The organism is Sulfitobacter sp. 1A15106 (assembly GCF_043556995.1).
Taxonomy (GTDB): domain Bacteria; phylum Pseudomonadota; class Alphaproteobacteria; order Rhodobacterales; family Rhodobacteraceae; genus Sulfitobacter; species Sulfitobacter faviae.
The window spans coordinates 47612-74604 of record NZ_JBIFFM010000012.1; the positions used below are offsets into that span (position 1 = coordinate 47612).

The 26993-nt window shown below is 59.9% G+C and carries 30 protein-coding genes and 3 pseudogenes; 25 read left to right on the plus strand and 8 right to left on the minus strand.

What is annotated here, in order from left to right; translation table 11 throughout:
* Nucleotides 1-173 precede the first annotated feature (173 nt).
* The 7 genes and pseudogenes from repA to ACGYKA_RS17110 all read left to right on the plus strand — a co-directional run bounded on the left by repA (nucleotide 174) and on the right by ACGYKA_RS17110 (nucleotide 7366).
* The gene (gene repA / locus ACGYKA_RS17080; protein WP_009503867.1) at nucleotides 174-1367 is read left to right on the plus strand and encodes a plasmid partitioning protein RepA; all 1194 of its coding nucleotides are present in this window, start codon (nucleotides 174-176) and stop codon (nucleotides 1365-1367) included.
* On the plus strand, nucleotides 1351-2283 hold the full coding sequence (gene repB, locus ACGYKA_RS17085) for a plasmid partitioning protein RepB (RefSeq protein WP_394439262.1): 933 nt from the start codon (nucleotides 1351-1353) through the stop codon (nucleotides 2281-2283). The genes repA and repB overlap by 17 nt, the downstream gene beginning before the upstream one ends.
* A 213-nt stretch (nucleotides 2284-2496) precedes the next feature.
* Complete coding sequence (gene repC, locus ACGYKA_RS17090) at nucleotides 2497-3708, plus strand: plasmid replication protein RepC (protein WP_394439347.1); 1212 nt, start codon at nucleotides 2497-2499, stop codon at nucleotides 3706-3708.
* Between the two features lie 169 nt (nucleotides 3709-3877).
* Nucleotides 3878-6054, plus strand: a pseudogene (locus tag ACGYKA_RS17095) (ParB/RepB/Spo0J family partition protein).
* Nucleotides 6055-6152: 98 nt separating this feature from the next.
* Nucleotides 6153-6473 carry a hypothetical protein gene (locus ACGYKA_RS17100; protein ID WP_281985309.1) on the plus strand — a complete coding sequence of 107 codons (321 nt, stop codon included), beginning with the start codon at nucleotides 6153-6155 and terminating at the stop codon, nucleotides 6471-6473.
* Nucleotides 6474-6822: 349 nt separating this feature from the next.
* Nucleotides 6823-7077 (plus strand): type II toxin-antitoxin system ParD family antitoxin, encoded by a 255-nt coding sequence (locus ACGYKA_RS17105; protein WP_108693687.1) that lies wholly within the window; start codon nucleotides 6823-6825, stop codon nucleotides 7075-7077.
* On the plus strand, nucleotides 7055-7366 hold the full coding sequence (locus tag ACGYKA_RS17110) for a type II toxin-antitoxin system RelE/ParE family toxin (RefSeq protein ID WP_394439264.1): 312 nt from the start codon (nucleotides 7055-7057) through the stop codon (nucleotides 7364-7366). Before ACGYKA_RS17105 ends, ACGYKA_RS17110 begins: the two co-directional genes overlap by 23 nt.
* 144 nt (nucleotides 7367-7510) lie before the next feature.
* On the opposite strand, the gene ACGYKA_RS17115 is transcribed toward ACGYKA_RS17110, so the two are convergent.
* Together ACGYKA_RS17115 and ACGYKA_RS17120 are read right to left on the minus strand one after the other, a co-directional pair.
* On the minus strand, nucleotides 7511-8164 hold the full coding sequence (locus tag ACGYKA_RS17115; RefSeq protein WP_295039777.1) for a GNAT family N-acetyltransferase: 654 nt from the start codon (nucleotides 8162-8164) through the stop codon (nucleotides 7511-7513).
* 108 nt (nucleotides 8165-8272) lie between these two features.
* Nucleotides 8273-9295 carry an IS1595 family transposase gene (locus ACGYKA_RS17120; RefSeq protein WP_394439267.1) on the minus strand — a complete coding sequence of 341 codons (1023 nt, stop codon included), beginning with the start codon at nucleotides 9293-9295 and terminating at the stop codon, nucleotides 8273-8275.
* Between the two features lie 182 nt (nucleotides 9296-9477).
* Between ACGYKA_RS17120 and ACGYKA_RS17125 the strand changes: the two genes are divergently transcribed.
* Complete coding sequence (locus ACGYKA_RS17125; RefSeq protein ID WP_394389401.1) at nucleotides 9478-9864, plus strand: hypothetical protein; 387 nt, start codon at nucleotides 9478-9480, stop codon at nucleotides 9862-9864.
* 213 nt (nucleotides 9865-10077) lie between these two features.
* Nucleotides 10078-10968: a cation diffusion facilitator family transporter gene (locus ACGYKA_RS17130; protein ID WP_394439269.1), complete on the plus strand. Its 891-nt coding sequence runs from the start codon at nucleotides 10078-10080 to the stop codon at nucleotides 10966-10968.
* A 92-nt stretch (nucleotides 10969-11060) separates the two neighbouring features.
* On the opposite strand, the gene ACGYKA_RS17135 is transcribed toward ACGYKA_RS17130, so the two are convergent.
* The 4 genes from ACGYKA_RS17135 to ACGYKA_RS17150 form a co-directional block, all read right to left on the minus strand.
* A complete protein-coding gene (locus ACGYKA_RS17135; protein ID WP_394439271.1) occupies nucleotides 11061-12035 on the minus strand; it encodes a glutathione S-transferase family protein in 975 nt (324 codons plus the stop codon).
* A 39-nt stretch (nucleotides 12036-12074) separates the two neighbouring features.
* On the minus strand, nucleotides 12075-12902 hold the full coding sequence (locus ACGYKA_RS17140; protein WP_394439273.1) for a VOC family protein: 828 nt from the start codon (nucleotides 12900-12902) through the stop codon (nucleotides 12075-12077).
* 62 nt (nucleotides 12903-12964) lie between these two features.
* Nucleotides 12965-13408, minus strand: a complete 444-nt coding sequence (locus ACGYKA_RS17145) for a DoxX family protein (protein WP_394389410.1) — start codon at nucleotides 13406-13408, stop codon at nucleotides 12965-12967.
* Between the two features lie 29 nt (nucleotides 13409-13437).
* Nucleotides 13438-14016: an NADPH-dependent F420 reductase gene (locus ACGYKA_RS17150; protein ID WP_394439275.1), complete on the minus strand. Its 579-nt coding sequence runs from the start codon at nucleotides 14014-14016 to the stop codon at nucleotides 13438-13440.
* 127 nt (nucleotides 14017-14143) lie between these two features.
* Between ACGYKA_RS17150 and ACGYKA_RS17155 the strand changes: the two genes are divergently transcribed.
* On the plus strand, nucleotides 14144-15040 hold the full coding sequence (locus ACGYKA_RS17155) for a LysR family transcriptional regulator (protein ID WP_394439277.1): 897 nt from the start codon (nucleotides 14144-14146) through the stop codon (nucleotides 15038-15040).
* 12 nt (nucleotides 15041-15052) lie between these two features.
* Here the strand turns inward: ACGYKA_RS17155 and ACGYKA_RS17160 are convergent.
* Together ACGYKA_RS17160 and ACGYKA_RS17165 are read right to left on the minus strand one after the other, a co-directional pair.
* Nucleotides 15053-15238, minus strand: a pseudogene (locus tag ACGYKA_RS17160) (transposase); the annotation flags it as partial.
* 52 nt (nucleotides 15239-15290) lie between these two features.
* Nucleotides 15291-15683 carry a hypothetical protein gene (locus ACGYKA_RS17165; protein WP_394439278.1) on the minus strand — a complete coding sequence of 131 codons (393 nt, stop codon included), beginning with the start codon at nucleotides 15681-15683 and terminating at the stop codon, nucleotides 15291-15293.
* Between the two features lie 363 nt (nucleotides 15684-16046).
* On the opposite strand from ACGYKA_RS17165, the gene repC (ACGYKA_RS17170) reads away from it, so the two are divergent.
* From repC (ACGYKA_RS17170) to ACGYKA_RS17240, 15 genes and pseudogenes are all read left to right on the plus strand, one after another.
* Complete coding sequence (gene repC, locus ACGYKA_RS17170) at nucleotides 16047-16361, plus strand: replication initiation protein RepC (protein ID WP_394439349.1); 315 nt, start codon at nucleotides 16047-16049, stop codon at nucleotides 16359-16361.
* 307 nt (nucleotides 16362-16668) lie between these two features.
* Complete coding sequence (locus tag ACGYKA_RS17175) at nucleotides 16669-17139, plus strand: hypothetical protein (RefSeq protein WP_394439280.1); 471 nt, start codon at nucleotides 16669-16671, stop codon at nucleotides 17137-17139.
* Nucleotides 17140-17179: 40 nt separating this feature from the next.
* Nucleotides 17180-18118, plus strand: coding sequence for an ArdC family protein (locus ACGYKA_RS17180; RefSeq protein ID WP_394439282.1), 939 nt, complete (start codon nucleotides 17180-17182; stop codon nucleotides 18116-18118).
* A 23-nt stretch (nucleotides 18119-18141) separates the two neighbouring features.
* Nucleotides 18142-18468, plus strand: a complete 327-nt coding sequence (locus tag ACGYKA_RS17185) for a DUF6330 family protein (protein ID WP_394439284.1) — start codon at nucleotides 18142-18144, stop codon at nucleotides 18466-18468.
* 33 nt (nucleotides 18469-18501) lie between these two features.
* A complete protein-coding gene (locus ACGYKA_RS17190; protein WP_394439286.1) occupies nucleotides 18502-18891 on the plus strand; it encodes a DUF3768 domain-containing protein in 390 nt (129 codons plus the stop codon).
* A gap of 155 nt (nucleotides 18892-19046) precedes the next feature.
* Nucleotides 19047-21029 (plus strand): ParB/RepB/Spo0J family partition protein, encoded by a 1983-nt coding sequence (locus ACGYKA_RS17195; protein WP_394439288.1) that lies wholly within the window; start codon nucleotides 19047-19049, stop codon nucleotides 21027-21029.
* A 71-nt stretch (nucleotides 21030-21100) separates the two neighbouring features.
* Nucleotides 21101-21694, plus strand: coding sequence for a regulator (locus ACGYKA_RS17200; protein ID WP_394439290.1), 594 nt, complete (start codon nucleotides 21101-21103; stop codon nucleotides 21692-21694).
* Nucleotides 21694-22347: pseudogene (locus tag ACGYKA_RS17205) on the plus strand (DUF6927 domain-containing protein). The gene ACGYKA_RS17200 and the pseudogene ACGYKA_RS17205 overlap by 1 nt, the downstream one beginning before the upstream one ends.
* Before the next feature lie 126 nt (nucleotides 22348-22473).
* On the plus strand, nucleotides 22474-22800 hold the full coding sequence (locus ACGYKA_RS17210; RefSeq protein WP_005668772.1) for a type II toxin-antitoxin system PrlF family antitoxin: 327 nt from the start codon (nucleotides 22474-22476) through the stop codon (nucleotides 22798-22800).
* Nucleotides 22797-23315 carry a type II toxin-antitoxin system YhaV family toxin gene (locus ACGYKA_RS17215; protein WP_394439291.1) on the plus strand — a complete coding sequence of 173 codons (519 nt, stop codon included), beginning with the start codon at nucleotides 22797-22799 and terminating at the stop codon, nucleotides 23313-23315. The genes ACGYKA_RS17210 and ACGYKA_RS17215 overlap by 4 nt, the downstream gene beginning before the upstream one ends.
* A 724-nt stretch (nucleotides 23316-24039) precedes the next feature.
* On the plus strand, nucleotides 24040-25722 hold the full coding sequence (locus ACGYKA_RS17220) for a YecA family protein (protein ID WP_394439293.1): 1683 nt from the start codon (nucleotides 24040-24042) through the stop codon (nucleotides 25720-25722).
* Between the two features lie 38 nt (nucleotides 25723-25760).
* Nucleotides 25761-26066 carry a zincin-like metallopeptidase domain-containing protein gene (locus tag ACGYKA_RS17225; protein ID WP_394439351.1) on the plus strand — a complete coding sequence of 102 codons (306 nt, stop codon included), beginning with the start codon at nucleotides 25761-25763 and terminating at the stop codon, nucleotides 26064-26066.
* A gap of 20 nt (nucleotides 26067-26086) precedes the next feature.
* Nucleotides 26087-26233, plus strand: a complete 147-nt coding sequence (locus ACGYKA_RS17230) for a StaA (RefSeq protein WP_394439295.1) — start codon at nucleotides 26087-26089, stop codon at nucleotides 26231-26233.
* Between the two features lie 51 nt (nucleotides 26234-26284).
* Entirely contained in the window at nucleotides 26285-26509 is a 225-nt protein-coding gene (locus ACGYKA_RS17235; RefSeq protein WP_108693368.1) for a transcriptional regulator/antitoxin MazE, read from the plus strand.
* Entirely contained in the window at nucleotides 26506-26901 is a 396-nt protein-coding gene (locus ACGYKA_RS17240; protein ID WP_108693367.1) for a type II toxin-antitoxin system death-on-curing family toxin, read from the plus strand. The genes ACGYKA_RS17235 and ACGYKA_RS17240 overlap by 4 nt, the downstream gene beginning before the upstream one ends.
* Nucleotides 26902-26993 lie beyond the last annotated feature (92 nt).

A 26993-nucleotide genomic window follows, 5' to 3' on the forward strand; every position in this document is an offset into this window, starting at 1 on the left:
ATATCCGACGGGTTCCGAAGGCAAGCCTGCCCCAAACCCTAGCTACTCTTGTGCATGACGCAGCGACTGACACCAAATCTAGAAAGAGCTTGCACGAATCTGATAGCTCGGGCAATAGTCTCGATAAATAACGCGCGATCACATAAAAAACGCGCCCACGAATCGAGGCAGAGATGAGCGAAGCTGAGCAGGACCTGGACATTGCCATCGGGCACTACGCAGAGCTTCTTGCGTCCAATCTTCATGCGCAACGTGCTGCCCACTTCCCTCCCGACGCCAAAAAAGTCATGCGCAGCCTGACCAGCGGCGAGGCGGCCGAGTTGCTTGGCGTCGATCATACCTACCTTCGCAAGCTTCATCGAGAAGGAAAGATCGCTGACGTCGAAACCACTGCGGGCAGCCACCGGCGATATACCCTCGATGATATCTGGGAGATTCGCCACGCCCTTGAGGCAAACGCGAAGAAGCCTGGAACCTACGTTCCGGGGCGTCGTGCCGGTGACGAGCTTCAGATTGTTTCTGTTGTGAACTTCAAAGGCGGGTCCGGGAAAACGACAACATCCGCTCACCTTGCACAGCGCTTGGCTCTCAAGGGATATCGTGTCCTTGCGATCGATCTGGACCCCCAGGCATCCCTTTCCGCGCTGCATGGCATCCAGCCTGAGCTGGACCTGATGGAGGGTGGCACGCTGTATGATGCGGTTCGTTACGATGAACCGGTCCCGATCTCGGACGTGATCCGCAAGACCTACATCCGTGGTCTTGACCTGATTCCCGGGAACCTCGAGCTCATGGAATTCGAACATGAGACGCCGGCAGCCATTCAGCGTGGCGGCGCCCGCGCATTCTTTGCCCGTGTGCGCGACGCGCTCGACAGTGTCGAAGCGGACTATGACGTCGTCGTCATCGACTGTCCGCCGCAGCTTGGTTTTTTAACCATGTCCGCCCTTTCAGCATCTTCAGGGGTGCTTGTTACCGTTCACCCGCAAATGCTCGACCTGATGTCCATGTCGCAGTTTCTGCGAATGACCGCTGATCTGCTTGGCGTCATCCGGGATGCTGGCGCAAACCTTCGCTTCGACTGGCTGCGCTTTCTGCCGACCCGCTACAAGGTGGGTGATGCCCCGCAGACCGAGGTCATTGCTTTCATCCGGGGTCTGTTCGGCAGGTCAGTGCTGACCAACCACATGGTTGAGTCGACTGCAATCTCTGATGCAGGGCTGACGAAGCAGACGCTCTACGAGGCCGACAAGAAGGACTTCACGCGTCAGACTTTTGATCGTGCAATCGAATCCATGAACGCCGTCAACGACGAGATCGCGGCGATCATCCAGAACACGTGGGGACGCAATGGCAAGAAAGCCTAAACTGGGACTGCCACTGCAGACCCTGCGCAACGCGCCCGACGCTCTTGAGGGGCGCAGGCTGCGCGGCGGCGTTTTCGAAATCGAGCCTGACCAAATCGAAACCACAGGTCGGCTCGATGACCGGCTGCAAATCGAGACTGAGGGCCTCAAGGCGTCAATTTCCAAGAACGGACAGCGAGTACCAATCCTCGTCCGGCCGCTTGAGGGTGATCGCTACAGCCTGATCTATGGCCGCCGTCGACTGGAAGCTTGCAGAGAACTTGGGATCAAGGTCCGCGCCATTGTCACAGAGATGGAGGGCGATCAGGCACTTCGTGATCAGCTGTTAGAGAACCAGGAGCGGCGGGATCTAAGCTTCATCGAACGAGCGCTTGTTGCCGCAGCCTTGCTCGACGGTGACCATCTGAGCGCATCCGAACGCACTAACAAGGGTGTCGCCGAGGTTCTCAATCTAACCGAGGCAGGAGTGTCGCAGCTGTTAAGCGTGGTCCGCACTGTTGGGGAGGACCTGGTCCTCGCCATCGGTGCCGCTCCGGGCATTGGTCGGCCCAGGTGGGAAGAGCTCAAGAAGTTGCTGGGGGCTACGGATGCTGATCGCGAACTGCTTGCAGCTTTGGCGGGTGAGGCCAAGACATCCCACCAAGGCGGTATTGACGAGAAATCCGATCATGCATTTTTGGCCGTCCTCTCTGCTGCAGGGAAGCCCGAACAGACCACATCCTCGTCTCGCCCTCGCGGGCGGCCCGGCACGATGATTCCGGGGGTCGGTGCCGCCACTGTCACGACCGGACGTCGTGGAAAGCAACTCAAGCTCGAGTTGAAGGCCGAGGAGAGCGATTTTCTCAGCTGGCTTGAGGGCAACGCCCCGCAGCTGATCGCCGAGCTTCACGAGCGCTGGAAGCGTTCGGAAGACTGAGGAAGAGCAACAATCAAAAAGGAGGCACGAGACAGGCAGAAAAGAAAAAGGCCCCGAGAAGCAAGCTTCACGAGACCTTTCTTAGGTTTCGCACGGGACCAGCCCGCTACAAAACTTCAGTTTTCGCACCTCTGAATGTAGCGATCTGGCCCCTTTCCCGCAAGCGCAAAGCGATTCGCGGGCCAGGGAAATTTTGCCTTCGTGAATGACATCATGGATTACACACCGATTTCGCCGTTTATGCGGCCGATATCGCACGCCCATCTGCGCGTGGTCGAGCGTCCTGAGGCGTCTGTTCCCGGCAAGCCCGTCAACAAGTGGGAGCTCCTCCGCGAGCTGTCCAAGGCACAGGCGGCCTTTGGGGTTTCCGAGCGCGATCTGACCGTTCTTCAGGGACTTCTCAGCTTTTTTCCGGACGATGCGCTTGGCGGCAACACCGAAATGGTCGTCTTCCCATCCAACAAGGCGATCTGCGAGCGGCTGAACGGGATGCCTTGCTCGACGATGCGGCGTCACCTCGCACGGTTGGTAGAGGCAGGCTTGCTCACGCGGCGCGATAGCCCCAATGGGAAGCGGTATGTGCGCAAGCGTGGCGAAGATCGGGTGGCCTTCGGCTTTGACCTCTCTCCGCTCTATTGCCGGGCAGAGGAGATTGCACGGGCCGCAGAGGCAGTGCGTGAGGCCGAGGACCGTGTGCGGCGACTGAGGGAGGTGGTGAGCCTTATGCGCCGCGACATGGCCGCTCTGGCGGAATTCGGCGAGGAGATCCAGCCCGGGCTTGGCCTATGGGACCAGCTCAGCGACACGGCCGCCCTCATAGCCCGCGCTCTTCGCCGCAAGCTTTCGCTTGAGGATCTGTCGGCATTTCGGACTGAACTGGAGACCCTTCTTGACCAGGCGCGTAATGTCATTGACGGTCCTGAAACAGAAGAAATGAACACCAATGATGCCCATTTTGAGCGTCACCATCATAATTCAAATAAAGAATCTATAGATCTTGAACCTGCCTTAGAAAAAGGCGAGGCGGCGGGCGACGCGCCTGATGATGATACGGGTGCGCCCGTGGCTGACCTTGAAGAGCCTGACACGAGGCGGGTGCCGAAAATCCCACTCCACCTGGTAATCGCCGGCTGTCCCTCGCTCAAGACTTTCTATCAGGGCGACATTCGACACTGGCACCAACTTTTCGATGCGGCTTGTCATGTAAGGCCGGCCATGGGGATCAGTGTTTCCGCTTGGGAAGAAGCGCAGCGCTGCATGGGACCAGAGCAAGCCTCGATCGTCGTCGTGGCTATGCTGGAACGTTTCGCCGACATCAGATCACCGGGTGGATACTTGCGGGCGTTGACGTCCAAGGCCGCGGCGGGCGAGTTTTCCTGCGGGCCGATGGTGATGGCATTGATCGGTCGGCGAAGTGCGGCTTAACAGCTGTTAAGTTTCAACATGGTCGGAGCTCGGTTGGCCTGACTTAACAGCTGTTAAGTCGCCTCTTGGCAACCATACGATCATCGAGAGGGAAAGGAGTGTTGGTTTGAGGGTGACGGGAAGTGAGATCGGAAGAGTGGCTTCCGGTGCCCGTTGTGGAGAAGATCTAATGACGAAACCTGTCCAGAAAATCACCCTGTCCCCGTCCCGGGATATCCCTTTCGACAAGCTGGTGCTGAGCCAGTCCAACGTACGGCGCATCAAGGCAGGCGTGTCGGTTGATGAGTTGGCGGAGGACATCGCCCGCCGCGGCCTCTTGCAGAGCCTGAGCGTGCGGCCCGTTTTGGCTGACGATGGCACCGAGACCGGCAAGTTCGAGATCCCGGCCGGGGGCCGCCGGTTTCAAGCATTGTCCTTGCTGGTGAAGCAAAAGCGTTTGGCAAAGACTACGCCCATTCCCTGCATCGTCCGCGATGCTGCTTCCGAGATTCTGGCCGAGGACGATTCCCTTGCAGAGAACATGCAGCGCGTCGCCTTGCACCCGCTCGACCAGTCCGCGCGTTTGTGGCGCTGCGGGACAAGGGCCAGAGCGACGCAGAGATTGCTGCCGCCTTCTTCGTGACGCCGCAGATCGTGAAGCAGCGCCTGAAACTCGCTTCCGTCGCCCCTGCCCTGCTTGAGGTCTATGCCGAGGATGGCATGACGCTGGAACAGCTCATGGCCTTCACCGTGAACCCCGATCACGCGCATCAGGTTCAGGTCTGGGATGTGATCCATTCATCCTGGAACAAGGAGCCATTCCAAATCCGGCGCATGCTGACCGAGACCTCGGTCCGGGCGTCTGACCGGCGCGCGGTCTTTGTGGGTGTTGAGGCCTACGAAGCAGCGGGCGGCACGATGCTGCATGACCTCTTCCAAGGCGATGACGGTGGCTGGCTCGAGGACCCTGCCCTGCTCGATCGGCTGGTGACGGAAAAACTCCAGGCCGAGGCTGAGACGGTTGCCGTTGAGGGCTGGAAGTGGATCGAGGTCGCACTCGACCTGCCCTACGGCTACAGCCACGGCCTGCGGCCCCTGTACGGCGATCCGGCACCGATGACGGATGACGAAGCTGCGGCTCATGCCAAGCTGCTCGCCGAGTACCGGGCGCTGGAAGAGGAATACGCGGGTCAGGATGAAATCCCCGACGAGATCGACGCGCGGCTTGGCGTGTTGGAAGCTGAGATGGAAAAGATCGAAACCCGGCCGTTGATCTTCGACGCGGAGGAGATCGGGCGGGCTAGAGCGTTCGTCACGCTCGACCGCTACGGCGCTCTGGCAGTCTATCGCGGGTATGTGCGTCCAGAGGATGAGCCCGTTGACGAGACCGCGGTCCAGGATGGTACCGATTTTGCGGTGGCGGGGCAGGGGGATGATCGTGATCTCACCGATGGCCATGTCAGTGCCGCTCATGGCGGAACCGTCATCATGTCGGGTGGCCAGCCGATTGGTGGCGACCTGCCGGAGGATGAGGATGACGGAGCGCTGAAGCCACTGCCCGAGCGGTTGGTCATGGAGTTGACGGCCCACCGGACGCTGGCGCTGCGTGAAGCGATCGGGCGCTCGCCGGATGTGGCGTTGACGCTGCTGCTGCTGAAGCTGGTGACGGACACCTTCCGCACCTCATCTGCTTCGGGCAGCTGTCTCGAGGCATCCGTGCGTCAGGTCTATATGTCAGCGCAAGCGCCCGATCTGAAAGACAGCGTGGTGGCGAAGCTGGTCGACGAGCGTCATGCGGAATGGGAAGCCGATCTGCCGCTTGGCGATGATGCAGCGCTCTGGGACTATCTGACGGTCCTCGATCAGGGCAGTCGGTTCGCCTTGCTGGCGCATTGCCTCAGCTACGGCGTCAACGCGCTGCATGAGAAGGTGAACCCATACGGTGCAGGCATCTCCGCAGGCGGTCTGACCCGGCGGATGGCGCATGCCGATCTCGTGGCGCGTGCCACAGATCTCGACATGGTCGAGGCGGGCTGGGAGCCGACGGTCGACACCTATCTCAACCGCGTGCCCAAGGCCCGCATCCTCGAGGCGGTGCGCGAGGCGAAAGGGGAGGGGACTGCCCAGCTCCTCGATCACCTGAAAAAAGGCGAGATGGCTAGTGAAGCCGAGCGCTTGCTGAAGGGCAGCGGCTGGTTGCCCGAGGTCCTGCGCCGGAACGATCTCGTGGCGCTGGACGGTGAGGACCGTGCCGAAGGCCAGGGGGCGGATGCCGAAGCGGCTGACAGTGTCAGTGAAGCTGACCTTCCTGCATTCCTGACGGATGACTTGCCTGCTGAAAGCGCGTCGATGCTGGCCGCGGAATAACGTGATCCAGCGGGGGCAGAGATTCCGCCCCCAATCACCCTATAATTTAACAATATCAATAAGATGATTTCGAATATTCGCATTCGGAATGGGGAATCATGTCTGCAAGAACCATCATCGACACAGCCCCCTTCGGGGCGCGCATTCGCTACACCGACGGCAGTCCCAAGCCACCGGCACGCTTCACCAAGAAGCTGGCGGCCTGGGAGCGCTCGCACGGTGTCGGCCGCCTTGTAAAAAAGGAACCACCCCGGCCTTACGCGACCTGGACGGCACCCGCGTCGTTCACGCTGCATGAGGGCAACTTCTCCTCGGACGGGGTGATCCTCGTCACCATCATGCGCAGCCATTCCACTGACAGCGCCCTCGCCTTCGACGTAGCGGAGGAGCCGAAGCCCGGGCAGCAACGCGTGGCTTGAAATTGTCGGCGATGAAACTAGCGAAAGGGTAGGGGGCGCGGACTTGGCCGCCTGTAACCGAGGGGTCCGCCCAAGCGCGGGCCTCTTATCCATCACGACCTTGTCCCGCCATGTCGTGGGGCGCCAAAGGAACCATTCCTAAGGAAGGACGTATCCAACCAAGAGCTTGGTCGGGAGGCTTGCGGCAAAAGCATCAGCGAGACAACCGGCTCCAGGGGTTGGACCCGTCGGAACGACCCGCCGGGTTCGGGAGCGCAGTAAACGGTTAGGTCCAGTCTGGTGGCGCTGGCGCTCTCATTGACAGTCTTTGGCAATCTATGCCATCCTCATGAGAAAGGAGATCAAGACCATGGCCACCATGAATGTCTCATTGCCCGACCCGATGAAGACCTGGGTCGAGGCGCAAACCAAGGATGGGCGCTATAGCAACGCCAGTGACTACGTTCGCGATCTGATTCGGCGGGATCAGGACCGCCACCGCGCCATTGCGGAGCTGCAGCAGCTCGTCGATGAGGGCATTGCCAGTGGTCCCGCAAGGCACCTGGATTTCGAAGCATTTCTTGCCCGCAAGCGAGATCAGAATGCCGACACAAACGGTCACTGAATGCCGACTGTCTCCCGCAGCATTGAGCGATCTGGACGCGATCTGGGATTACACCCTGCGCCTCTGGTCTGTTGGCCAGGCTGAAACCTACATCCGCACGATTGCCAGTGATATGTCCTTGCTGCTCCGACACCCGGAAATCGCGCGCGAACGGCTCGAAATTCGCCCGCCGGTGCGGGTGTACCGCTCAGGGTCCCATCTCATCATCTATCGGATCGAAGCCAGCTGGCTGGATGTGTTGCGTATTGTGCATGCGCGGCAAAATTGGACGGCTTATCTCAACGAATGATCCTGTCCTTCTGTCCCACAAGCCGACAGTCGACATTTTTCTACCCTATTATCCACAAAAAGAAGCCGGGGCCGGCCCCTTACTCGTATGGCGGCTCAGCAGACAAAGCGGACTTTGGCTCTGATCGAAAACGCACCCCGCAAGTCAGACTCGCAGGGGCTTGTGCTGCTGCCCGTGATCATCGAAATTTTCGGGCGCCAGCCAATCCTCATAGATAGGCTTCATGCGCTGCCAGTCACCGTCCGTCATCGCGAACCAGGCCGTGTCGCGATTGGCGTTTTTCACGATCATGTGCTGTCGGAACACGCCCTCGGGGCGGAAGCCAAACCGCTTGGCCGCGCGTTTCGATGGATCATTCAAATCATTGCATTTCCATTCGAACCGGCGATATCCGAGGCCGAATACGCGATCTGCAAAAAGGTAGAGGGCCTCGGTCGCCATTCGGGTCCGCTGCAATGCTGCACCCCACATGATATTGCCAATCTCCACCACGCCATTGGTCGTGTCTATGCGCATCAAGGCCTGACGCCCCTCGGCGCGGCCACTGGCCTTGTCAATCACGGCGAAAAACATGGGATCGATCGACGCGGATGCCTCTTCCAGCCAGTTATCGAACTCTATGCGGCTCGGCGGCCCTTCGGAGAGCCAGCGAAATCGAACTTCCACCCCCGGGGCGGATGCTGCCATGAACAGTGTGTCAGCGTGGGCGGACACAAGAGGTTCGAGCCGCACATATTGTCCTTCGAGCGTAACGCGCTTAGGTCGTGGGCGCGGGACCCAATCTGTCAAATCCGTCATCCGGTGTGTTCCCTACCTGTCTGTTACGGACGCTGTCACCATCTGTAGGCAAATGGCAAGATGCCGTTCACTTTGGGCTCGTTGCTGCCGTTAAGGCATCAGCCTATTTCATGGCCAGCTCAATCCCCATTCAGGCGTGCGGCGCATTTGCCGCCCAATCGCGCAGCAGAGAAGCCCGCGCATCTGTTCGACGACAGGTATCGGCTTCCAGGTCGTGGCCGTGACGGTCCTGGTGCCTGATTTCGTTGATTTCAGCCGGACCTTCACAACTGGCTGACGATGGTTCCAGCGCCAGAGGATCTCGTCGAGATATCGCTGAAGGTGCTTTCGTCCAAGGCGATGATAGACCCCGACAAGGGCGCGCTGGACCTGAGAATTGACGGCTTCCACCGTATTGATGTGCGCCCCGAGGCTGGGGCGGGAATACTGTCGGGCACCGTGATTGACCCTATGATGTGCAGCAAATGATTTGCCAATTTTGCGATAAGCCCTATTGCCATCAGTCATCAGAATAGACTGTGGGTCCATCCATTCTGTCATGATCGGGCCGAGCGTTGCGCTTTGGGCATTCGGAACCAAGGTCGCTTTGGCTTGACCGTTGCGGTCAGCGGCAACAAGCACGATAGGTTTCTTGGTGCCACGCCCCCTCTTGTTTTTGACCCCTTTCTTGAACTTGGGGGCCCCTCCGACAAAGGCTTCATCGACCTCAACTGTTCCGCTCAACGGACTGGCGATCCCCTCTCTGTCGTCCATCAGTTCACGGATTGCATGACCGAGTTTCCAAGCAGTTTTCTGATTCACGCCCAGGATTCGTGACATGACGACCGAGGAGATCCCCTTGCTTGATGTCAGCACGAGAAAAATCGCGGCAATCCACACTCGAAGATCCAGTTTGGTCGAGTGCATTGGCGTTCTTGTGGTGACGGTGAATTGACGACGACATTCGTGCTCGGAGCATTGATACAGTCCGGCACGCGCAGATTGACAGCGAAGCGCCACAGACCGCACACTGCCGCAGTGTGGACAAAACCGGCCGGTGGGCCAGATCATTTCTTCGAGGAAGACGCGCCCGTGATGTTCGCTCGGCATCTTCTTCCAGATGTCCCTGACGGATTTCAGTTCCGTGATCATGTCGGCACTCCAATGACTGGGAGCCGACAATATTGGCCAACTACCTGTTTCCCGAAGGGAACAGTTCATTTCGCGCGAAACGGTGACAGGTTCGAGGTTTTTCTATGGTTTTCATAGCTATGGCTCTGCCCACGCTTCTTTTCGTGGATAATGGGGTTTTTCTATCACATGAGGATTTGACCATGAAACCCGCTGACGAAGACCGCATCGCGGCCAATCTTGCGAAGATCATGGCCATGATCTGCATCCGCAATTCGCGCCTCGAAGACCTGCACGCAGGCACGGTGCCAACAACCAGGACGGGGGATTATTCCGATGTCCTCGTGATCGATGCCGAGGGCCGCGAAATACCATGGCTTGAGGCCGCCCATATCGACGACGCCCAGATGGCAAGACTGATGCGGGACATCGTCAATCGCCTGTTCACGTTTCACATCAAGAGCGATGATCCGAGTTTCCGGGATGACCTAGATCGTTGGATGGCTGTCGCTGGCAAATGGGACGATCCGGTGCTGGATCAGGCCTTCCTTGATGCGGTGGCCAGCTTGAAGTCCAGCCCGAACAATTAGATCAGCACCCGGTGTCACTGTGCCAGCGCCGGGCTGCTTGCCAATAGGCGGTGCTCTCACATTAGCCTGCGTTTGAGAGTAAGAGCGGAGCTGGTTTCTTTTGACACCGATTTGCCTCCCGATCGGAATGATAAGCATTATCATTTGCAAATTCAATAGCTTGAATAGTTCTTTGTCGGCCTGTAATTCACATGCCTTTATATGGAAACAAAAATGCCTTCTGCGCTTAAACTCGCTTTTGGAAGTCTTGTCGTTGGGAGCATTGTTCTCGCGTTAAAGACACTGGCATGGCTGATGACAGGCTCCGTGGCGCTGCTCTCGGACGCGCTCGAAAGCACTGTGAACCTCGCTACTGCTTTCGCCGCGCTCGTTGCAATACGGATCGCGGCCCGGCCTGCGGACGCAAATCATCCCTTTGGTCACCACAAGGCGGAGTTCTTCAGCGCCGTCCTGGAAGGTGTGATGATCATCGTTGCGGCGATATTCATTCTGCTGGAGGCCTATGAAGGCTTCCAAAGCCCTCGCGCGATTGGTGCTCCGATAGAGGGCCTTTTGGTTAACGGAACGGCCACGATGCTCAATGCGATGTGGGCCTTCGTTCTGGTTCGAAGAGGGCGTCTGCTGAAATCTCCCGCGTTGGTCGCCGATGGGAGGCATCTATGGACCGATGTGTTTACGTCCGCAGGCGTCGCGATGGGAGTTCTTCTTGCACTGGCTACCGGATGGTGGGTCCTTGACCCGCTAATGGCTGCATTGGTTGCGATCAATATCATATGGTCTGGTTCTCGCGTCGTGAAAGAATCGCTAAGCGGCCTGATGGACGAGGCGGTTCCAGAAGAGATTCTGGCCAGCATACGTGAAGCCATCTCAATCGAAGCGGCCGGCGCGGTCGAAGCGCACGATCTCAGGACCCGTCATGCGGGTAGTGCGACATTTGTAGAATTCCATCTTGTGGTCCCAAGCGACATGACGGTTTTTGACGCTCACGAGATCTGCGATAGAGTTGAAGTTGGCATCGCCAAAGCGATTCCAGATGTGCGTATTACCATCCATGTAGAACCCGAGCATAAGTCAAAGCACACTGGAATTGTCGTGTTGGAATAGAGCGCACTGGATGGCCACCAGATATTCCTTTCTGATATCGCTAGTTTGGCAATTCCAGAGAAGGGTTGTACCCGTCCGCCGAATGCTGCTTTCTACTCGGCTATAGTGCCCAGTAAACGCCGGATATGCTCCGGGCCAGTCGGCCGGATCCCTGTCGGGTTCAGCGCTTTGATCGAATAATAGCCTCGCGTTATGTGATCCATGTTTACCGTTTCCGCGACGCCCGGCAGCCGCAGTACGCGTTCCATATGCGCCGAAAGATGCGGGTAATCCGCGATTTGCCGGCGGTTGGTCTTGAACAATCCGTGATAGGCTGCGTCGAACCGGATGAGCGTCACGAACGCACGAATATCGGTTTCGGTCAGCTTGTCGCCGAACAGATACGGGCGGTCGTCATCGAGGCGCGTCTCCAATTGGTCCAGCATCGCGAACACCCCATCGACGGCCTCGTCATAGGCCTCCTGACTGGAGGCGAACCCAGCCTTGTAGACCCCGTTGTTGAGATTCTCGTAAACCTGCCAGTTCAGCACATCGATCTCGTTGGACAAATCGGCTGGATAGAGGCGGATTTCTGACGGGGCGATCGCTTCGAACGCCGTATCGAACATCCGCATGATATCGGCGCTTTCGTTGTTCACCATGACGCCCCGCTTCATGTCCCACAGAACCGGCACCGTTGCACGGCCTGAAGCATGCGGATCGGCGCGGGTGTAGAGCTCATGGATATATTTTGATCCGTAAAGCGGATCCTCATCTGCGCCGGGATAGCCGCCAAATTGCCAGCCCTGATCGGTCAGCGTCGGATTGAGCACCGTGACCGGGATCATATCCTCAAGCCCCTTGAGGCGGCGTGCGATCAGAGTGCGCGAGGCCCAAGGACAGATCAGCGCGACATAGAGCCGATACCGCCCAGCCTCGGCCTCGAAGCCACTCTCGCCCGTGGGGCCGGGGCGTCCGTCGGGGGTGACCCAGTTCCGGAACTCCGAAACCTGGCGTATGAAACGCCCTTGTTCATCAGCCTTCTGGACCGGCTGCCAGTTCTCGACCCATCTTCCATTCACAAGCATGTCTTGTCTCCTTTTTTACTATCAGCTTCGCAAAGCGCATCACTGCGCCAGCGCGAAGGCGGTGCCCCAGGGATCGATGAAGCGGTCGCCGCCAAGGCGCTGCGTGATCGCCTGCCGCGCCGAGGGATCGACGCCAAGAGTGATCTCATCGAGTCCCGCTTCCGAAGAATCCCGCTTGCCGGCCCGGCGGCTGTTCCAGATATTGCCGGCGAGCTGGTGGTGGTAGCCGCCACTGCCGTAGAAGCTCGCGCCCGGATACGACGCGGCGATGTCAAAGCCGAGGGCATCTCGGTAGAAGCGATCCGCCTCTTTCGTGTCGCCGACCTGCAAGTGAACGTGGCCGATGATGCCGCCTTTCGGGAAACCGGCCCAAATCCGACCTTGCGCTGTGCGTATCAGATCCTTGAGGTCCAACGGGTCCGTGGCCATGCGGATATCGCCGGCGCTATCGCGCCACTGGCTTGGCGGTCTGTCGACATAGACCTCGATGCCATTGCCTTCGGGATCGGCCAGATAGAGCGCTTCGCTGACGATGTGATCCGATGCGCCCTGCAGCCGCACGTCCGTTTCGGCCACATGGCCAAGCCAGCGGGCCAGATCGCCGCGCGAGGGCAGCAGCAAGGCGGTGTGAAACAGCCCTGCCTGTTTGGGATCGCGTGGGCGCAACGCCGGGTCGCCATCAAGATGGAGCAGCGGTGTTTCTTCGGTGCCCAGTGTGACGCTGCTTCCGGCCTCTGCCAGCGGCACCAGCCCCAGAACGTCCCGGTAGAAGGATGAAACGGCATCGAGATCCCGCACCCTGAGCCGAACGGTATCGATGCGGATCGGCGCGGCATTCATATCGAACTTTTCGGTTGAATTGGTCATCGTGAAACCCCTTTGCGGAAGCGTGCGGGGCTGATTGCCCCGCACCATGAGGACGGATCGGATCAGGTCCGGCTGCGCTTGAGTGCATAGGCGCCGTCGCCCAGCAGGGCCTGCACGACCAGTGTGATCGCCCAAAACGCCGGATACTCCCAGCCGCCGCCTTCATTTGAGAAGAAGAAGCCGGCCGCGCCATGCGGCGCGTAGATCGAGCCGAGCAGGACCGGCACCAGCGCGAGCGACACCCAGCGGGTCCAGACGCCGAGGATCAGCGCGACGCCGCCGGCAAGCTCCGCCGCCATCACGAGATAGGCAAGCGCACCCGGAAAGCCGAGGCTTTCGAAGAAGGCGGCTGTCCCCGTCGGCGTGAAGATCGCCAGTTTCAGCCAGCCATGGGCGATGAACAGTATCCCCAGAGAGACGCGCAGGATTGTGGCTGCCAGATCGGCATTCGCCACACCGGGAATCACCGGTGATTGAAGCGCGTTATGATGGTTCACGTTGGACATTGTCTTTTTCCTTTGTTCGGGAGGTTGGGTCAGGCGGCGAACTGCCAGCGCGGCGCGATCTCGGTGCCTTTTCCGAGCACATAGCCAAACTGGATATTCAGGAAGCCAAGCGGCTCGAGCTGACGGGCGGTGGACAGGGGGCCGGCATCGACCGGGTCGAACCCGGCCTCTGCGGCCAGCGTTTTGACGGTGTCGCGCGCCGTCTCGTTGTCGGCGGCGACAAAGGTCTGCAACGGTTGACCGGCCAGCTTGATATCCCCGGCATAGTGCTGGGCGAAGATCGTGTTGAAAGCCTTCACGACGGATGCCCCCGGAACCAGCGCGGCGATTGCCTCGGCGGCCGACGTGGTGGTGCCGAGTTGCAGGGCCGAGAAATCCTCGGTGACGGGGTTGGACACATCGATGACGATCTTGCCGGTGAAGTCTGCCTGATTGGCGATTTCGGCAGCCGACCCATAGGGTGTCGCGAGGATGACGATGTCGGCCTCATTCACGGCGTTTGCCACATCGTCGGCGCGACCATAGGTCCCGACCTCATGTTTTGTTTTGCTCAGGACATTTGCCAGACCGGATCCGACATTGCCGTTCCCAATGATTGCGATTTTCATGACTTGCTCCTTTCAGTGCGCGCTTTCACGCGCTGTTTGATCTGTCAGGAAGATGCACCTTGCCATCAATCAATGAAATGACGACTATAGAGAATGACTATCCGCAAAATGTACTAAGTGATTTGCCTTGGACATCGTCGACGAACTCCGGGCTTTCGTGGCCACCGCGCAGACTGGCTCGTTCACTGCGGCTGCCCGTCAACTCGGCGTGTCGAACCGACTGACCTCCAAATATGTGGCCGAGCTCGAGCATCGCCTTGGCGTGCGACTGCTTCAGCGGACGACAAGAAAGGTGGGGCTGACGCCGGCGGGTGAGGACCTGATTGCGCGGGCGCCCGCGCTCCTTGATGATCTCGATGACCTGCTCGGCAGCGTTGCCGAAGGATCGCGCGGCCTGACCGGCGTCATTCGCATTTCAGCTCCTGTGACGTTCGGCGAAGTTTACGTTACGGGGATGCTGGCACGGTTTGCCCGGCAAAACCCGGCTCTTACGCTCGATTTGCGGCTCGATGACCGCTATGTCGATCTGGCCAGCGACGGCATCGACCTGGCTTTTCGCATTGGCCGGTCCGAGATGATGTCGCTCAAAACGCTCAGGCTTGGCACCTTCAGCAGCCTTCTGGTGGCCAGCCCGGACTATATCCGAGCACACGGGAAGCCCGGCTCGCCCGAAGAACTCGCCAACCATTCCTGTGTTGTGGACACCAACCGGCGGGTTCCGCACAAATGGGTCTTCGAAAGAAATGGGACCGAGACAGTTGTTCAGATCCGGGGGCGTTTTCAGGTCAACTCGGCGCGCGCTGCCATGGATCTGGCCCTCGGCGGCTTGGGGATCGCCAACATCCCGCGGTTCGCCTTGCGCGACACCATAGAGACCGGCGCTCTGGTCCCCTTGCTGGAGGAATTCGGAGGCGACAGCGGTCCTGTCAGCGCGGTCTATCTAGAGGGTCGGGTCCTGCCACGCAAGATCCGCGCACTGATCGACTTCGCCGCCGAGGATATCCGGTCTGCCGCGATCCTCTAGAGCATCGAGCCGTTAACTTGATCCATATCCTGCTTCGCAGAAGTAATTCCAGCTTTCCTGCGGTGTGGACAGATCGCAGACTTCCGCGAGTGCGTCGAACATCTGGTCGAATGTTCTGGCCCCGATCCGCCGCAGGTGCGCTTTGAGTTTCGAGAACGCCATTTCGATTGGGTTCAAGTCGGGTGAGTACGGCGGCAGATTGTCAATCTGCACCAAAACTGAGTCAGAGCCGATCATCAACGCCGACGGCTCAGTTTGTGAAGGCATCGATAAGGTTGATGACGGAGAGGATCTTTCTGGTGTCACGATCAACCCGATAGGCCCGGTTGCCCTCGCGATAATAGCGCCAATCGTCACGTGGTTCTAGATTTAGCCTACGGGGATCGCGAATAACCACGTAATCACCGATGCGAAGGATGTCCCCGATTCTAGAGCCGTAGTGATCATAGGTCTTGCGTGCCTGCCCCGGCGGCACACAGGGCGGGTTCTTTTTTGCAAGTCCCGGCGGGCAAAGTCCTGCAAATCCGTTGTGGTGGTCGCCGCGCGCCTTGCCCTTGCCGCGCCCAGGGTCTGCCGATGCAGGCACGGCGGCCATTGACACGGCTGCAATCGCCACTACGGCCAGTGTTCGAGAAAATCTCATAGCTCGCTCCGTTTCAAGTGTTGTCGGATAGATAGCGCTGAGCACGACAGAAGTCAGGCATAACGAACATCACCAGGCCATAATGCAGCAGAAACGGCGAGCTTCCGCCGGCCTCGTTGCCGCCTGCGAACAACGAAAGGCTGGGTCGATAAGCCTGGACGGCCCGGCCTTGCGCTAAGTCAGTTTAGCATTCGGCATGATGCGGGCTGAGCTGGACCGTGGTGCTCGCGGCCTTAATTGCTTATCTCGGTGCGGTGCTGGAGCCGAAGCCCAATAGCGTGTCCAGTGCAATCATCACGCTACTTGCGTTGTTCCTGCCTGGCTTTGTGCGAGAACAGGACCGCGCTTGATCTGCTGACAAGCATGCAGGCGTGTCCCGAGTTCGCGTCTCGGGCGCGCAACACGGGCGGATTTTTCAAGGATTGGGGTGATATGCATCGGTTTGCCGACCATCTCATGCTGATGGTCGGAATTTCGGAGCATGCCTGGAACGTGACGCAGGAGCGAATGGGAACACAGGTGGCAACGGCGGCGTTTGCGCTCGTGTTCGAAAAGCATGGCACGGGTGAGGTTGCTTCGCCGGACGGATGGCGGGGCGGCATGGCTGAGGAGGCTGGGGCAAGAAATCTGCACCTCAAACACTGCTTCTATTGCAGACTTGACCGTAAGGCAACGTGACGCTTCACGATCGAAAAATGCACCGTGTGGACAGTTGTAGGCAGGCCTTCAGGAGGATTTCTGCCTATATGCGTTGCCGACCCTGCCTGCCGATCTGAATTGGCTGTGCCAAATCAAAGGCTTCTGGAGATGACACGGTCTTGAGCATTTTGTTGAGGGCCCGTTGGTTTTGAGAAGGGCAGGGTCCGTACCCAGGAAAAGAGAAAGTGTCCTTCGGGTTTTGTGACTGACGGATGAGGGCCTTTGGGGTCCCTCAGATGGGTCCGGGCCGGGTTCTGGTCTGCCGTTCCTGATGAAGGGCATTCCCATGCAAACAGGTATCTTGCGCGTGTTGCGCGCGACCGCTGCCTCGTGGTGGCGACACAAGGAACTACGCCGAACCGGCCAGACGGGGCAGGCACAACGGCTCGAGCGCGAGACCGTCCTGCGTGATCTCGGCTATCTCAGGCAAGCGGCGTCATTGCCAAACGCGCATGTGATCTGCGGAGAGGGTGGGACATTCATCCATCTCGGTTGGACCACCGTGTCGACCTTTGCGCCGATCGAGCGCTTTCCCTTGGCCACTCTTGCGGTCGCACGCGGAACGCCATTCATCGATATCCGACCCGTCACCGATGTCATCGCCGTCGCGAACCTGCCACGGATGGCGCGGGACGGATCGGTCGACCCTGAACCTTCGGGTTCCGGCAGGTCCGTCTCGCTGACCGCCTACATCAACATGGTCGACGCACTTGGCGCGAGGATCCTCAACGATCCGCGGCCCCGCCAGTCATCCTGATCACCATTTCCTCTCACCAATACTCGAAAGGAGGCCAGCCATGGCCCGATCCCGCACGCCCAAATTCGATGCCTCCGAGGTCATCACAAACGAAATCATCCGCATCATCGAGCGCGGCGTCCTGCCGTGGCGCAAGCCCTGGACAGCAGGTGGCAGCTCTCGTCCCCTGCGCGTGGGCGGAGAACCCTACCAGGGAGTGAACAACTTCCTGCTGACGATGCGGACCGTGATGGCGGGCCACAGCTCTCCCTTCTGGATGACGCTGCCGCAAGCCAATGCGTTGGACGCAAAGGTCCGCAAGGGCGAAAAATCCTCTGTCGTCGTTTATTACGGTCAAAGCCGCAAAGACACGGGCGGCCAGGACGACCGCAGCGACGGGGATGATCACTCCGAGGAAGCCCGTATATTCCGCTTCCAGAAATCCTATCGCGTGTTCAATGCCTGCCAGATTGAGGGCCTGCCCGACAGTTTCTACCCCGACCCGCAGCCAGCGCCTGAACATCCCCCGTCCGAGCCCATCCCGCACATGCAGGCGTTTTTCGATGCCATCGACATCACGACCGTCTTCACAGGAACGGAAGCGTACTATTTGCCCCCCGTGGACAAGGTTTACATGCCATCCATCACGCGGTTCCAGGACCCGCGCAATTTCTACGGGGTCTGGGCCCATGAGCTGGCCCATGCCACGAAAGCCCCCCATCGACTGAACCGTGATTTCGGGTTCTCGAAGTTTGGCAACACGTCCTATGCGCGCGAGGAGATCGTCGCGGAATTGACCTCGGTGTTCCTGGGTCAGACGCTCGGCTTCACGGCGCATACGCTCGAGATGAATGCCGCCTATCTCCACAACTGGTTGCGCGTTCTTCGGTCGGACAAGGGTGCGATCTTCAAGCACGCCGCGGACGCGCAGCGCGCCTGCGACTATCTGATCGCCAGATCGGAGACGGGCAGGGCAGGGCGCAGTGCCGAGGCCGCCTGACCACAGGGAGAACGGAGACGCCCATGTCACGCAAGGAACCCAAGACGCTGCGGGTGGCCGGGCTCCGCCCGTTCTTGCCTCAAACTGTCCCCCGGACAGTTTGCCGCTTCGCGGACCGGCGCGAACTCAAAGACGGCCGCCGCAAGATCATCACCTTCAAGCGCGGTGCCTATTGGTGGAGCGCTGCCGAGGGCGCTTATCCGCTCTCGGCAGCGCTCGAGAGCATCAAGGAACAGGGTGGCTGGATCGAAACCATCCCCAACCCGAACCACAGAGCCAGAGGGCTTTTCGGGCAAGGCGCCTTAGACCTCAATTCATCCGCCAGGCGGAAAAGAAAAAGTAGGCTTTGAGAAGGGTGTTTCAACTTCTCAAAGGAGATCCCCATGTCCATGAATGTTCAATCCCAGCCAGACCGTCCGGATCCGACCGTGATCGCGGCGCTAAACGACGCGTTTCGCAAGCTCACATGCCTTGGGCTGCCGCCCGCGCAGCCCATCCAAGGCCGCATGCATGTCACCCGTTCGCTCATGGAGGCTGGTGACGGCTTCATGGCCGAGGCGGTGAAGGCAACCGGTGAGTTTGCCACATTCGAGCCCGAGAATGACCCGGAAGGCTGGCACGATTTCGGCGCGGTCGAGATCCGGGGCGAGACCGTGTTCTGGAAGATCGATCTCTATGAAGCAGACTCGGACTTCCGCTACGGGGCTGAGACCCCGGACAATCCTGCCACCACCATGCGCGTGCTGACCATCATGCTGGCGCGCGACTGGTAGGGCAGGGGACTCCTCCCCCTGACATCTGAGACGATGAAGGCCCGCTGAACCCTCAAAGGGAAAGTGGGCCTTTTGTCGTGGTGATCCCTGAAGCCGGGGATTGGTCACGCGCGTGAGCGCGCGGGCCACACCTCACCCTCCTGGAAGGATATCCCATGACCACAAGCTTTGCTCCCCTTACCGTCGCTATCGGCGATCTCGTCCCGCATCCCGCCAATGTGCGCAGCAACGCGCCGGAAACCTATGACCCCGAGAACATCGTCCATCTGAAGGCCAGTATCGCTGTGCTGGGCCTGCTCCAGCCGCTTCTGGTTCAGAAGCTTGACGGCAAATATGCTGTCCTCGCCGGTGGCCGGCGCCATGCAGCCCTGAAGGAGCTGATCGCTGACAAGGCCAGTAAGGGGTTCACGGCGAAAACCAAGGTGGACTGCCGCCTTGTCCCTGAGGAGTGCGACGTCACCACGGCACTGTCGCTCGCCGAGAACATCACCCAGGCACCGATGAATGCCATCGACGAGTTCGAGGCCTTCGCCCGGATGATGGAGGTCGACGGCCAGACGCCCGAGACGATCGCAAAGACCTTCGGCGCCACGGTGGCGGCCGTGAAAGGCCGGTTGCGCTATGGCCTTATCCACCCCGACATCCGCGCCGCGGCCCGGGGCAAGGTGATCACGCTCGACACAATGAAGGCCTTCGCCGACCACCCGAGCCAGGAGGCGCAGCGCGAGGTCTTCGAGGCGCTCACAAAAGACGGCGGCTATCTGCAGGCCTACACGGTCCGTCAGGCGCTCAAATCCCGCGGTGTGCAGGTCAGCGATGATATCGGGGCTTTCGTGCGCGCGGACTACGAGGCCCGCGGCGGCGCCGTCGCGGCTGACCTTCTGGAAGAGCATTCCGTGCTGGAGGATGCAGCGCTGGTCGAAACCATCCTGCTTGAGAAGCTCGGTGCAGCCGCCGAGGACGCCCGTATGAGGTTGGGCTTTGCTTGGGCCGATGCGATGGTCCGCTATGATTACGCGACCATGGCCGACTACGGCCGCGTCTATCCCGGCCCGATCGAGCCTGATGAGGCTGCGCAAAAGCGCGTGGATGAAATCAGCGCCGAACTCGAGAAATTGCAGCTCGAGATGGAGGATGAGGGGCTCGAGGACGGTGCCTACAATGCCCTTTACGAGCGCGTGGACGCCTTGGAAGAGGAAGCGCGCGATCTGCAGGAAGCCTACAGCGCCGAGGACCTCGCGCGGTCTGGGGTGATCGCGTCGTGGCAGGGTGGGCAGATCACGCTCCATGTTGGTCTCGTCCGCCCGGAAGACACCGTCAAAGAGGAGGGCGCGCGCGGCTCCTCGGCAAGCCCGACCGCGGAGGAGGCCCCGGACGCCGGCGAAATCACCTACCCAGCCTCGCTGGCCGAGGATCTCAAGACCGAGCGGGCCATGGCACTGGGGGCCGCGATGGCGCTGCATCCGGAAGCCACGCTTGATCTGACGCTCTTCAAGCTGGTCAGTGACGTTCTGGCTAGCGGCATGAGTGTCACGCAGGCGATCAAGGTCGAGGCCCGCAAGGAATACCGCAGCCATGCCAAGATGGACGAGATCGACGAGACCTCGCTCGAGCAGGTGGCGGCGGCACATGATGCGCTTGATCTGTCCTGGCTCGATGACACCCGCGCGCCCGCCGATCAGTTCGCGGCGTTTCGCGCGCTGGAGGCAGGGGAGAAGGCCAAGTTCGTCGCCTTTGCAACCGCCAGCACCACGCAGTCCTGCTTCGCGCGGGACCGCCAGCGCGACAACCTGATGCATGCGTTCGAGATCGAGATCATGCCCGACATTCGCGCGCATTGGACGCCGAATGCGGCGCTCTTCAACCGCTTTAAGAAGGCTTGGCTCCTGAAGATCCTCGGCGAGGATCTGGGTCTCGCCCAGGAGGCGGTGACGCTGGCCTCGTCGAGCAAGAAGGAGATCGTCGCCTTTTGTGACAAGCTCTTCGCCGAGCCCTTCGCGACGCTCACGGACGCGCAGCGCGCTGCCGTGGCCGCCTGGTGCCCGCCTATGATGCAGACCGCCGGTGTCGCCTGTGATGAGGCGGAGCCCGCTGCGGACACCCCGGAGCCTGACAGCGAGGTCGCGCAAGCGGCCTGAGCCATCACGCGACCCGCGCGAGGCATTCCCCGCGTGGGTCGACCTCCCACACCCAACCGAAAGACATCCTCATGGCTATTCTCAAGTTCTCTGCGTCCGCTGTTGCGGCGCAAATCGCACATGCGCGCGCCTGCAAAACCTTCCTGCCCAACTGGAACGGTCCCGTGGACAGGCCGGCCCTGATCCTCATCGTCGGCAATGGCGTGCATCTGCGCTCAAACGGCATCGATGGCACGACCACCCGTATCGTCACGACCGAGCAGGCCGATCCGTCCTTTGCTTTCGCCGACGGCATGAACCCGTTTCGGGATACCGACTGGATGGCGCAGCGCCGCATGGCGTTTCGCGATCTGACCGGCCAGTTCTACACCGACATCCTCGACGATGTGCAGGTGCTCATCGACCGGGGGCAGGGGGCGATCCGGCTCGCCACCGATGGTCACAGTATCCGCGTCTTTGTGCGCCGGGCCTCGGACTATCTCATCGGCGGAACCTACGAAGTGCCCTCGGGCCTCGGCGGCACCTTCCGGGTCGTCCTCAAGGATGCCTGCGACACCTTCGCGATCGTGCAGAACTGCGGCAATTGCGAGGATTTCGACGCAATGCAGCCCTACCGCGTGCCGCTGGATGCGCTGATGGAGATCGATGACCGGAGGGCGGCATAATGGGATGGCTTTTCTACACCGACGGCCGCGTTAAAACCTACGTGGATGAGAGAGAGGAGATCACCCGGCTCTGCACTTTTGAGGGCGAAACGCGCAAAACCGAACTGGTCAAGGCCTGCAAGGTCGGCTCAACCTGGTATGCGGCGGCAAGGGTCACCAATCTCGACGGCACCGCTGTCGAAGACGCGACCTATGTCACCGATGCGGATGGCTCCATCACTTTCGGGGCTGTCTTCCTCACCCGATACGATGACGGCTGCTGGGGCTACAAGGACATGGAGGAAAGCGCTGGCCCGAACGAGTCTCGTGCTCCCCTTGGGCTGATCGCGCTCCTCTCCGACCTGAAAGACCCGGACAGCTACGCCCAGGACTGGCGCCAGCGTTGCCGGGACTGGGCTGCGATCCCAGACTATACCGAAGGCGACAAGATCAAGCTTGCAGCACCTGTGACGCTCACCGATGGCAGCACCTGCCAGATCGTCACCGCGACGCACTACAGACGCGGGCGGCAAAAACGCCGCTGCTACCGCATCGAGTAAACCGGTGGGCTCGTACGCCTGTCTAAGGCCTCGCTTGCGGGCTCGGAGCTGCTCAGTTCCGCGAAGGGTGCGGCCAGTCCTGTGCTGGCGGAGTTCCTGGCGGGGCGAAATTAGGTGCTGCGCCGGACGGGTCATCGACCTGCCCGGCGACAGCAGATCCTGTGGCTTGTCTTGACAAGGCAATGCAAATGCATTACCTATCGCAGGCAGCAAAGACCCCCATTCTTTCAGGAGACTGCCATGACAGCGCTCGCACAAGATGTCTCGAAACTCACGGATCGGTATCAGACGACCGTGCCGGCGGGGGTGCGCAAGCAGCTCAAGCTGGGCAAGGGCGACCAGATTCGCTACTGTACCGAGCCGAGTGGCAGGGTCTATATCGAGCCCGTGCGCAGCGACGAGGAAGATCCCGTGCTCGGAGCCTTTCTCGATTTTGTCGAGGCCGATATCAAGGCGCATCCGGACCGCATTCGGGCGTTCGATGGGGCTTTGCATGACCGTCTTGCAGCACTGGTCGGAGACGTTGACGTCGATCTCGATGCGCCGCTATCGCTCGAGGATGAATGAGCGGCGATAGCGTGCCCGCAGGGGCGCCCCTTGTCGTAAACGGATGGTCGATTTATGCGCATCCGCTCTTTCTGGACCAGCTCGAAGGGCTGATCGAGGAGGTTGAAGCGCGTAAGGCACGCGATCCAAAGACCTGGCGCAAGAAAAACCCCACGAAACGGCTGGCCGCCATCTTTAAGCTGGTCACCGAGGCCATACCGGCAGATCCGGGAGCCGCCGCCTTCCGGCAAGGCGGCACACTCGGCGATCACCGCAAGCACTGGTTCCGGGCGAAATTCTTCCAGCAGTATCGGCTGTTCTACCGGTTCAACAGCGATGCGAAGGTCATCGTGGTGGCCTGGGTGAACGACGACAAGACCCTGCGCGCCTATGGCAGCAAGACGGATGCCTATGCGACGTTCAAAGGGATGCTGGAAGATGGCAATCCACCTGACAATTTCGACGCACTCCTGAAAGAAGCTGCGGCGGCAGAAAAGCGTTTCGAGAAGTCCGTTAAGGTGGCGCCTGGCCGTTGAGATGGCTTTGGTAACGCCCGCGACGCACAGGCAGCGCTATGGCTGTCAACCAAATGCCCGAACGCCTGTATCCGCGCGCGTCACCTGCCAGCCTGGAAAAAGGCACAGGAAGACGTCAAATCATTGCTCAAAGAGAAGCGATTGCCAGCTCCCTAGCGGGCCTCTCTCAAGGCGGAACGCGCGCGAATTCGCAACGTGATAGGGCAGATTTCGGGCGAGTGATCAGCCAAGATATGGTTTTGCCTTGGACAGAACCAAACTTTCTGCAATGCAATGATGTCAACCGAGGGGGATCAGGGTGGACGCGTTTCTTTCAAAGATGGTTCGGGCCGTGGAAGCGCCAAAGTTGCCGTTGCAGCAGTCAGAGCTTTTACGGCGGTTTGGCAAGGATCTTCTGGCGCGCCCGGACCTTTGCGCTGCGCTGATCCAAGAGGCCGCGAGTGGCCCATTATCGGACGGCCAGATGGCGATGCTGGTCGCCGCACTGGATGAGGCCCGCATGGCCGATGAGAGCGGGCAGCGCAAAGGGCGCACCTTACTGGATGACATGCGCGATGTGGTGGCCTTGCTCGACGCCGACCTGACATCCCAAACGGCCTTGTCTCTCTCCAGCGCCTGGACGCGTGCGGGCCTGACCCCGCCACCATCGCTGGCCCATGCGGTCATCCCCGAAGACCCGGATGCCTTTGCCGACATCAACGGCATTCCCGACATCCCCGATGAGATGTTCGACGGTATCTTCAAAGGCTTAAATGGCATCGGCGAAGACTCGGTTTCGGCCATGCTGGCGATGCTGGATGAGATGCTGCCAACCTTGCCGCCAGAAGCGCGCTTTGCTTTCATTCGCAAACTCGCTACCCGACCAGAGTCCCTATGTGGAGATGCCGCCGCAGCGCTGCTTCTTGCGAAAGACGCCTCGGTGAGCTCCGGAGCGCTAACCGGTCTCGCTCTGCGCCAGCAGGCGGGTGATCTGTCTCAGACCTTGTTATCGCGCATCACCTTGATCCGAAGCTGGCTACAAGACCCTGACACCTTGCGCGGTATGGATGAGATCATCCGATCCGCCCTCAAAACCGGGACGCAGGCAATTGACACGCGCTCAAAACCCAAGATCCACCGCGTTGTATCCTCGATGGTCGATGGCAGCGGTGCGCAGAGCTTCTCCATGGCCATTCAATCGGGTGGCCAACGTGCTTTGGCGGTGGTGCTGCTCAAACAGGGGTTTGGCGTGAAAGACGCTTTTGTGCTTCCGTGCACCAGCGCCACCGAGCAAAAACAGATGATCGCGCAGATTGCAAATGAGTCCGGCGCCTTGGAGGCAACAGCAGATTATGCGTTCACCGCTCTGTCTTGGGCGCTTGCGGACGGGCAAGCAAATGGGACAATGCCCGCGGCGGGTCTGCTCGATGTCGTCGAGACCGCAGGTTTTGCCGATCTGCGCCCGCGATCGGCAGATATTGAAGACATCGCGGCCATTGCTGACCCCGAAGGCGCCGTCTCCACTCTCACCGTCCGCGCACGGGGCAGCCTGATCATGGCGAGTGAGCATTGGCCCGATCACTTCCCGATCTCGGACAGCTGGTTTGAGGACAGCGACGCATCGTCAGATGCCATCGAAAGTGCAACGACCCAAAATGCCATGACCCGCAAGCTTTGGCAGCATCTGGAGACCCGCCGCGACTTTTGGGCCATGATCTTTGCCCGCAATGCCGCCTTGCTGGCGGCCGCAAAGAACTCCAGAACTCCTGAGCTTGTCGCCGTGGCCCAGGCCATGTCCGAGGGCCGCGACCTGAAGAAGGCCCCGATCATGCATTTCGTGCACGCCATGAGCTTTGAGGCGTGGGTCCATCAGGACGCGCCGCCGATGCCGTTCGGCGGTCTTGAGGTCACCGAGGAACGCGCGGCCCCGGGAATCTACGCCGAGGTCGCACCGTTCGGCACAAAGGAACAAAAGGCGCTGGATAAGCTTCTGCGTCCGGCCAAGATCACACCCGCCTGGATGGAAGGCTTTTTGACAGGTCTTTGCACCGCGCCCAAGTTCATCAAACCCTCCGAGTGGATCATCACGGTTTTCAATGTCGTGGCAGAAGATCTCGCCTCCGATGCGGACTTGCAAAAACTCCTCGACCTGATCGTATTAGCCTACAATCACCGTCTGTCCTTGCTGCGGGACGGCGCTCCGGCGGAGGCGCTGTTCCCGGCGGACCCGGTCCTGTTTTCCATCTGGGCTGACGGCTATTTGACAGCATGGGAAGCGCACAAACCCCATTGGCCTAACAAATCCCTCGGCAAAGACGGCGAAGCCATGCGCGCGCTCCTCGAACAGGCGGCGGATTTCAAAACCAAACCGGACCAAGCTCCCGCCTTGCACAAATGGCTGATCAAGCAATGTGACAAGCAGAAATGATAGCTTTCTTGGGTTGACTGTCAGGGTAAGTCGCGGAAATCGGAAACTGCATGCTTTGCGCGCAAATCGGGGTGGAACCTGAATTCGACCAGAGCGCCGCCTATGTCGAGGGGTGGCTTGAGGTGATGAAAGAGATAGAGATTTCAAGGCTCTTATCGTTCGGGAAACTTCGCTGTAACGTTCGATCATCGCGTCAATGGGAGACCGGAGTTGAAACAGCCTTCAGATCGCAAACAGGCCTGCGACAAAGTCGACGGGTCCAGGGTCCAATCCCCCGACCGCCGGTCTCAGGTCGCTCTGAGCGTTGCCGATATGCCGAGTTACCTAGGCGAGCTTCTGGATAGGGGGCTCGACGACCATTTCCGTGACCGCTGAAACGAAATCCCACGATGCCTGGTTTCGATCCAGGGTGCAGGAAGCGCTCAAAGATCCGCGCCCGCCGATATCGCACGCCCACGCGTTGCATCAGTTGCAGACGTTGATTGACGAAAAGCGCCAGGAGCGAACTTGACCTAGCGCAGAGGTCTCGTATATACATACGTATAACCATACGGGCCCTGCCATGATCGAAGCCAAAATCCGCAAGGTCGGCAATTCCGCCGTCATGACACTCAGCACAGAGATGCTCGCGCTCCTGGATGCCAAGGAGGGGGATACCCTCTATGCCGTGCGCACGGATGATGGCGGGCTGAAGCTGATGACGGAAAACCCGGAACTTCAGGCCGCGCTTGCCGCCGCCGAGATCGTCATGGATGAGAACCGCGATCTGCTCCAAGCACTTGCATGAGCGATTGGGTCTGGATTCCGCTGGCCGCTTCGTACGTCGTCCATGATCGCCAGATCGCGCGCCACGGCGGTGCGCCAGGCACCCGCGATCCGGCCCTTTTGGAAATGGGATGCACACGGGCAATGAACCGCGCGTCCTATGAGGACGTGGATGTGTTCGCGATTGCGGCAGCTTATGCCTATGGTCTTGCCAAAGCGCATGCCTTTGTCGATGGCAACAAGCGAACAGCATTCGTGGCCGCTTTTGCGTTCTTGCGGCTCAATGGCGTAAATCTGCGGCCCGATCCCGGGAAGGGTGTCCGGATGATGGAGGACCTTGCCGCCGATCAGGTGAGTGAAGCCGCGTTTTCTGCTTGGCTCCGTGACCTTGCCGCAAAGACCGATGACGTCTGATCGCATTGGCAGTCCTGCCCCGCCCCGGTTCTTGATTTCAGATCCTTAACCCCAAAAGGGGAAAGCTGGCTTTTTGTCCTTTGGAATTCTGA